Here is a 6,849-nt window from a genome sequence, read left to right on the forward strand (position 1 = left end):
TGGGGTTTCTGGGCATGTTTCGCTTCTTTTCCATTCGCGTCCTGTTGTTTGTCGCATCGATTTTGCTGGGCGCTCCGGCGCACGCCGGCCTGCGATTCCAAGCCGGACAGACTGACTGGGGGCTGCACTACATTACGGTATCAGGCGATTTCGCCTATCAGGACGACCTGTCTCTCTTTGAGAACCTGGTGCGATCCAATGCGGCGACTGCAGTCACATTCTCGTCTCCGGGCGGCAACATCCAAAAGGCTGTGGAACTCGGCCGCCTCATTCGCAGGCTAGGCATCAATACGATCCAGTTCAGGGCCGTCGAATGCGCTTCCGCATGCTCGCTTGCTTTCCTGGGCGGCGTCATCCGCTACGCTGACCCCGGCTCCATTGGCGTTCACAAGTCGTCGTTCCAGGGCGATGTTGCCCTAACCACCCAGGAAGCCGTCTCCGCCGTTCAGCAAATTACCGCAGATGTCATCACCTACATGATCGAGATGGGTGTCGACCCGGCACTGCTTCAGCTTTCGCTGCAATATGACAGCAACGACATCCGCTATCTGTCGATGAGCGAGATGGTGAAATACAGGGTTGTTACCTTCACGCCAGAAGCCGGCCATGGCCAGGTTGCTAGCGAGGTGCCGCCCTCGATGCCAATGCCTCAGCAGCAACCCACCGCGCCCTCGCCCGCTGCCGCTCCGCCTTCCTCAGTTGTTCCACCGTCACCAACCGCTCCGTCGCTCGTAATTCCGCAGGCCCGCTCAGGTCGTATCGGGCACCCTAAAGGTTCGGCACCTCTGAAGGCGCTGCCGGAAGGAAAGTCGGCGAATATCGCGGTGCTGAGGAACGGGAGTTGGGTGGCGATCCTTGGCAGCAGTGGTCGCTGGTATCGAGTCCAAACCGGTAATCAGGTGGGCTATATGCATGACACCTGGGTTCACGTCGACCAATACGACAGCGGCCCATTCGGAAAGAGGCATATCCAAGTCAAGAGCTTCGACAACTACGCGGAAGCCGAGGCATATGTGCGCTCTGCATCAATCCCTCTGTCTGCCTATCTTGCCACCAATGGCTGGTTCGCGATCACCTTGGAAAGAACGTTCGACGAGCCGATGGCCAAGGGTCTGGTCAGGGAGATGAAGGCCAGAGGTGCGATTCCCGACGACGCTTATGCGACCTTCGGCAACACCTACGTTCGCAAGGTGTGCTGCCATTAGCTGTGTCGAGGCATGATTAGCCACTTCGCCTTTGCAGAAGTTCGCACAGGCTGGTGATCGCCTCGTCAATCCCTGGCTCATCGCGCTTGTAGAACACGCGTGTTCCGACCTTCGTTGCTGAAACCAGCCTGGCTTCTGTGAGCCACCGCATGTGCAGGCTGACCGACTCTTGTGTGAGGCCAAGCCGGCCGCAAATCAGCTTGTTCGTCAGGCCGGTCTGTCGCGCGTCGGGAACATCTGGAAAATACAGGTCCGGCCAGTTCAGAAAATCCAGTATCTTTAGCCTGCTCTCGCAAGCCAGCGCCTTGATGACGCGAGCATCCAAAATCGTTCTCCATAGGTTGTGTCTGATGGGCGGCGCTATCCCCGAGCAACCGACTGTCGACAACGGCGCGTTTTGAGACGAATTTTCCTTGGTTTTTCGCCGTTTAGGCGCATTTTTTTGGGGATAAATGGCTCGGGCGCGGTTCAACTCCTCAGAAATCAGCACCAAAAATTATTCGGTGCCTTGCAAGTCGGCGATGACTCACCATTTGTCGTGGAAAGTAACGTAGCTCTTTTCATCCAGGATATTTCATGTGGGCTGGGGTCACGCCGCGATTTCGTCAACTGCACAGCAATGTATTGCTTACGGACACTCAGCTTGAAGATGGCGGAACGAAAGTTAGGGGAATCGTCGGGGCGCTTAATGAGCGCTATTACGGCGGATATAACGAGACGGCCAATGCCTTTCTCGCAGGGTCATGGGGAAAAGGAACCAACACACGTCCACCCCGCGACATAGACCTTTTCTATGTCCTACCAATTGAAGTTTTCCATCGTTTCCAGAACGCACAGAACAACCGACAATCACAGCTTCTTCAGGAAGTTCGCGGCGTACTCAGCACCCCTTACCCGCAGACCAATATCCGTGGCGACGGTCAGGTCGTAGTTGTGGGCTTCAACACGATAGCGGTCGAAGTCGTGCCTAGTTTTCAGATCGAGGGCGGTAGATACTTCATCTGCGATACGCACAATGGCGGAAGTTACAAAAGCGCCAACCCGCACGCTGAAATCGTCAACATCGAAGCCGGAGACGTTGGCAGCGCAAGGAACCTGCGGTCAGTCATTCGCATACTGAAGAAGTGGAAACACGAGAACAACGTGCCTTTGAAGTCGTACCTTTTAGAGGCCTTGGCGACGGAATTCATGGCTCAATGTCAGCGGCGGTCGAACGGCTACTTCTACTACGACTGGATAATGCGAGACTTCTTCACTTGGCTTGTTGGACGAGCCAACGGCTATCTCTGGGTGCCGGATGAAATTGTGGCCCTCGGCGACGACTGGAAAAGCCGAGCAGAAAACGCGAGAGACAGGGCCGTGCGAGCATGCGTACATGAGCAACAGAATCAAATAGCCAACGCAGGTGACGAATGGCAGAAGATCTTCGGGCTATGGGTGCCAAAGCACGTGGAGCCCGTGCCAGGGCTGTAGCAGTTGAGTGTCGGCGGCAGGAAGAATCCTGCCTTTATACCTCCACAAGCCTGTTTATTTGGCTGCGCTTTGCCCGACTGTGGAATTGGTTTTTCATCCTTACGCCGGTTGTGCTCGCCTCTGTAGCGGGCATCGCCGTTTTTAAGGAAGACGCATGGCTTGCTGCAGGCCTTGCCTTTCTCACCGGAATAGTTCCCGCCCTGCGAGAGGCGTTAAAGCTCGACATCCACGTCGAGCAAATCAAGTCGCTGGCGGCGGAATTCAAAGCACTGCAGGACGCCTTTCGGCGCGTAGCGCTGGTTTATGCACCGACCGATCCTGATGCCGCTGAGAAACGCCTTGAAGCCCTGATGGATCGTCTCGATGCAGCGCGATCAGGGAGCGTCACGATCCCCGAATGGGCCTTCAAGCGAGCACAGGTGAAAATCAGCGCTGGCCACTATGACTTCAGCGTGGATGATGCCTGAGCCCAGAATCGATCGATCCCGATTGAATTTTGCCCGGCTGTTTCTGGCCTTCGCCCTAGAAAGTCGTACGGCCTTTCTGAGCCGTTGCCCACACAAGTTATCGGGACGAAGGCGCGCTATCAGGAGATAGCCGCCATGGCTCACAATCGAATCAGTTCACTGCTCAACCACAATGGGTCTGAGAAGTCGGTAATCGTGCTTTTGGCGCAGCACGACAGCGCCCAAGTTCGGTCGATATGGCAAGATGACCGCATCTGCGAGTACCTGCGCGCCGCAGATACCCGGCGACACACCTGGCACGCATGGCTAGCTGTCCATGGCACGGCCATTCTAAATGTCGCCGAAACCTACCGGTATCTCACCTTCGGCAAGTCCCGGGAAATTCTGACAGATGCCTTCGGGAGTTGCCCTGCCGGCATGATCTCGGCGCTCGGCAAGTTCGGACCATTTGCAAGGTCAAAACACGCCTATGTTGCGCTCCATCAGGTGCTTTCGACAGGTGGACCGCTAGCGAGCCACCTCTGTCAGTCGGTAAAAATCACCGATGACGAGCTTATTGTGTTGGCTTCAGCCGTTGGTCTGCCAGCGCCAGAACGAGCGATCCGTGCGCTGCTGAAGTGTAAGACACCCGTCCGGGCGATGGTCGAGCTGCTGTGGGTGATCTCAAAGCTGGCACCGATACACGAAGAGCAGCAACTTGTTCGATGCATCGCACGGGGTCGCCAACCAGCAGCTATCCTCGCCAGCTTGTTCAGCCTGACAGAATTTCCTGAGCCACCATTTGAGCAGGCCGGCGCGCTTATTCCGATCACCACGGCCGACCAACTCCGAGAGGCGGGGCAGCTTCTCAAGAATTGCCTGAGGAAGCCTGGCGAGGAATTCGCGGCAGCTGTCGCATCGGTTCTGTCTGGCCAGCGGTACTTCTATCGCTGGGAGGGCCATCAACGAGCACTGCTTACGTTCGCCCGATGTGGTTCCGCTGGATGGATCTTGGCTGAGCACTACGGCCCGGCGAATGACCGCGTACCGGACGCTGTTATCGAGCAAGTTGAAGAAGTTTTGGCGGATACTCCCAACGTGTTCATCGGCAACGCCGGCTCGGGAATGCTTCGATGGATTTGTACGAGGTAAAGGTCGACCGTTGATTAGGTCTCGTCCAAAAGCTACGTAGCTTCGATTGCCATGAAGGAGAAAGCCTTGGCCGACGAGACCATGAACCTGATCGAGTTAACCGCAGAGATTGTATCCGCTTACGTTGGCAACAATCCGGTGCCAGTTGCCTCGTTACCGGACCTGATCCAGAGCGTGAATTCTTCGCTTTCGAAAATTGGCCAGCCTGCTGAGCCGGAGAAGCCGGCCCAGACTCCGGCCGTCAACCCGAAGAGATCAGTATTCCCCGACTACATCATCTGTCTTGAGGACGGGCAAAAATTCAAATCACTGAAGCGCCATCTCGCCGTTCACTATGGCCTTACACCCCAAGAATACCGCGAAAAGTGGGGCTTGAAGTCGGACTATCCGATGGTGGCGCCGAGCTACGCCGCTCAGCGATCCACGCTGGCGAAGGCAAGCGGACTCGGTCGCAAGCCCGGAGCGAAACCCGCGAAGAAGGCGCCAGCCAAGCGAAAGGCGCGGGCATAGTTGCCGTATAGCGCTCCGCTGCACGAACTGTGGATAGTAACCGCTTGTTCACCATAAGCCGGCAATCTGATTGAGGGTGATCTAATCACACCCAAAACTGACTCTGCGTCATTCGTGACGCACCCCCGCCGAGGCCGGCGGCCGACGTTTTCAAGTACCCCAATGCGCCCCAACAACAGTATACGTCGGTCGCCGGTTCTTCTTTCTACTGGGTGTTATGTCCTTCGTCCCGCTCTACATCGCCGCGATCGGCCTAGCGATGCTGGCCAGCGCGATCTGGCGCTATTCTCTGCGGCCCGCTGCATGCTGGGGCGATCAATTAGAAGGATCGATCTATGGCCAGGGAAGCCGATTATCAGGATGACGATATAGTGGTCATCTCGCACAACCCGCTGGTAGGCAAGTTGCTGCTAATCACGGAAGACAACGAAGAGATCGAGCTTTACCTCGAGAGGGACAGCGCCGAAGCCCTGATGAGCGCCCTGGGTGCCTTCTTGATGGAAGGCGCGATCGGACTCTAACAAATCCGCCAGCGCGTTATCGGCGGGCCTAGGCCGCCTCGCCTCGATCACCCACCACTCTCTGAGGTCGAAGCTTGCGCTCCCACAACCTCTGCGCGATACTGGCTATGGGGAACAAGGGGGCAATCAATGGCTATCGAGATCAAGATGGAGAAGCAGGTACTCGCCATCGACAAGTGGGAGGTAGCCATGAGTGAAGCAGTCGGGGGCGTCGTCCTCATCCTCTACCCGGCGGAAGGTGATGTAGTTCCGATCATACTAAAGCCCGGTCAGGCAACAAGGTTGGGCCATGATCTGCAATCGCCCAGATTCATACCCAAACCTTCTATCCAATAAATTCGCCCGCCACTGAATTTTGTTGCGCTCGAATCGCCGGGAGTCACGCGTCGATGTCGCTGGCGCCGACTCGCTGCCGGCAGCGAGACTGGTGATCGGAGCCTATTCTATATCCCGTTATATCGGCGTATAATTCGGCCGCCGACAAACGTCCCCCTCATCAGTTTGCCGGTAGGCCCGGCGGCCGAACCCCAAGGCCCCACACCCCCGACCGCTGGGCCGCCCGCGTAGATGTCGATTAGCCGCCCTGTAGGCATCCGGCCTTGTATCGGGCGTGTACCCCTACGGCCGTCCCGCCGCAGCGGTTACATTTCAGCCGGGGAATGAGGTCATCGTCGCCCGGTTAACCTATCTGGTGGAATGCAGCGCACGTCAGCTTGTTTGTGCCGTGAACTTGCGCGATTTTGATCTGAGGGGTGGCTTGGGGAAGCGCCACGATGACATTTGTTGATTACTATGATCTGCTGGAGATCAGCCCGAGGGCGACGCCAGAAACTATAGAGCGAATATTCCGCTACTTCGCGAAACGCTACCACCCGGACAACCGGGAGACCGGTGATGAACGGCGGTTTAGCGACCTCGTAGAGGCGCACAATGCGCTCAAAGACCCTGTGAGCCGCGCCCAGTACGACATCCTCCACGGGGAATACCTGGGCCGTAGCCGTGAGTTGGCTCATGAAGCCAGCGACCCCCGTGTCGTTGAGAAGGACACGATCGTCCAGGCCAGATTGCTCTCGCTGCTTTGCGCGAAGCGCCGGCAAGACGTCAACAATCCTGGTATCGGCGACGAAGAGTTAGAACGCTTATCAGGCTGCGCACGCGAGCACCTCGAGTTCCATCTTTGGTATCTCAAGGCCAAGGGCTTTATCGGCAGGACCGAGAACGGTACATTCGCCGTCACCGTTGAAGGGATCGACCGCGCCAACGCGACTCGTTCTAGCGAAGCGACCACAGCAACCAGGCTCCTAAACCATTCGCACGTGCAATAGTGGTCGCCCAGGCCCAGGAATACGGCTCAGTCTTACTCAACCAATCGAATGGAGGTGGTCGCCGGAATGTCTTTCATTCCCAGACTCGAACAGTCCTGGTTGATGTTGGAATTGCCGGACCACTGGATGGTGTCGGCCACCACCTGCGTGCAGCCGTTCTTACCGGAGAAATTGCCTAGATAGTTGACCTGCTGCTTGGGAAAATAAATCGCTCCCG

Annotated in this window: 9 protein-coding genes and 1 pseudogene; 8 read left to right on the top strand and 2 right to left on the bottom strand. The window is 56.9% G+C overall.

The genetic code is table 11. The annotated features are described in order from the left end of the window. The first annotated feature begins 14 nt into the window (after nucleotides 1-14). Nucleotides 15-1,205 (top strand): hypothetical protein, encoded by a 1,191-nt coding sequence (locus EN857_RS32585; protein ID WP_135859658.1) that lies wholly within the window; start codon nucleotides 15-17, stop codon nucleotides 1,203-1,205. 16 nt (nucleotides 1,206-1,221) lie between these two features. On the opposite strand, the gene EN857_RS35015 is transcribed toward EN857_RS32585, so the two are convergent. After that, on the bottom strand, nucleotides 1,222-1,530 hold the full coding sequence (locus EN857_RS35015; RefSeq protein WP_189521679.1) for a helix-turn-helix transcriptional regulator: 309 nt from the start codon (nucleotides 1,528-1,530) through the stop codon (nucleotides 1,222-1,224). A 251-nt stretch (nucleotides 1,531-1,781) separates the two neighbouring features. Between EN857_RS35015 and EN857_RS32595 the strand changes: the two genes are divergently transcribed. From EN857_RS32595 to EN857_RS32625, 7 genes are all read left to right on the top strand, one after another. After that, the gene (locus tag EN857_RS32595) at nucleotides 1,782-2,678 is read left to right on the top strand and encodes a nucleotidyltransferase (protein ID WP_135859660.1); all 897 of its coding nucleotides are present in this window, start codon (nucleotides 1,782-1,784) and stop codon (nucleotides 2,676-2,678) included. Beyond that, the gene (locus EN857_RS32600; protein WP_189521680.1) at nucleotides 2,639-3,145 is read left to right on the top strand and encodes an SLATT domain-containing protein; all 507 of its coding nucleotides are present in this window, start codon (nucleotides 2,639-2,641) and stop codon (nucleotides 3,143-3,145) included. The genes EN857_RS32595 and EN857_RS32600 overlap by 40 nt, the downstream gene beginning before the upstream one ends. A 135-nt stretch (nucleotides 3,146-3,280) precedes the next feature. Continuing rightward, nucleotides 3,281-4,276, top strand: a complete 996-nt coding sequence (locus EN857_RS32605; protein WP_135859662.1) for a hypothetical protein — start codon at nucleotides 3,281-3,283, stop codon at nucleotides 4,274-4,276. 51 nt (nucleotides 4,277-4,327) lie between these two features. After that, complete coding sequence (locus tag EN857_RS32610; protein ID WP_135859663.1) at nucleotides 4,328-4,786, top strand: MucR family transcriptional regulator; 459 nt, start codon at nucleotides 4,328-4,330, stop codon at nucleotides 4,784-4,786. A gap of 335 nt (nucleotides 4,787-5,121) precedes the next feature. Then, on the top strand, nucleotides 5,122-5,307 hold the full coding sequence (locus tag EN857_RS32615; protein WP_135859664.1) for a hypothetical protein: 186 nt from the start codon (nucleotides 5,122-5,124) through the stop codon (nucleotides 5,305-5,307). 129 nt (nucleotides 5,308-5,436) lie between these two features. Further along, on the top strand, nucleotides 5,437-5,643 hold the full coding sequence (locus EN857_RS32620; RefSeq protein WP_135859665.1) for a hypothetical protein: 207 nt from the start codon (nucleotides 5,437-5,439) through the stop codon (nucleotides 5,641-5,643). A gap of 437 nt (nucleotides 5,644-6,080) precedes the next feature. Further along, nucleotides 6,081-6,632 (top strand): J domain-containing protein, encoded by a 552-nt coding sequence (locus EN857_RS32625; RefSeq protein ID WP_135859666.1) that lies wholly within the window; start codon nucleotides 6,081-6,083, stop codon nucleotides 6,630-6,632. Nucleotides 6,633-6,664: 32 nt separating this feature from the next. On the opposite strand, the pseudogene EN857_RS32630 reads toward EN857_RS32625, so the two are convergent. Then, nucleotides 6,665-6,849 (bottom strand): annotated as a pseudogene (locus EN857_RS32630) (hypothetical protein); the annotation flags it as partial.

Origin of the sequence: Mesorhizobium sp. M4B.F.Ca.ET.214.01.1.1 (genome assembly GCF_004791545.1) — a bacterium.
GTDB classification, from domain to species: Bacteria; Pseudomonadota; Alphaproteobacteria; order Rhizobiales; family Rhizobiaceae; genus Mesorhizobium; species Mesorhizobium abyssinicae.

Coding starts and splice junctions, on each gene's coding strand:
- EN857_RS32600 (WP_189521680.1), top strand. CDS start 2,639: ATGGGTGCCAAAGCACGTGGAGCCCGTGCCAGGGCTGTAGCAGTTGAG.
- EN857_RS32620 (WP_135859665.1), top strand. CDS start 5,437: ATGGCTATCGAGATCAAGATGGAGAAGCAGGTACTCGCCATCGACAAG.
- EN857_RS32615 (WP_135859664.1), top strand. CDS start 5,122: ATGGCCAGGGAAGCCGATTATCAGGATGACGATATAGTGGTCATCTCG.
- EN857_RS32610 (WP_135859663.1), top strand. CDS start 4,328: ATGAAGGAGAAAGCCTTGGCCGACGAGACCATGAACCTGATCGAGTTA.
- EN857_RS32595 (WP_135859660.1), top strand. CDS start 1,782: ATGTGGGCTGGGGTCACGCCGCGATTTCGTCAACTGCACAGCAATGTA.
- EN857_RS32585 (WP_135859658.1), top strand. CDS start 15: ATGTTTCGCTTCTTTTCCATTCGCGTCCTGTTGTTTGTCGCATCGATT.
- EN857_RS32605 (WP_135859662.1), top strand. CDS start 3,281: ATGGCTCACAATCGAATCAGTTCACTGCTCAACCACAATGGGTCTGAG.
- EN857_RS32625 (WP_135859666.1), top strand. CDS start 6,081: ATGACATTTGTTGATTACTATGATCTGCTGGAGATCAGCCCGAGGGCG.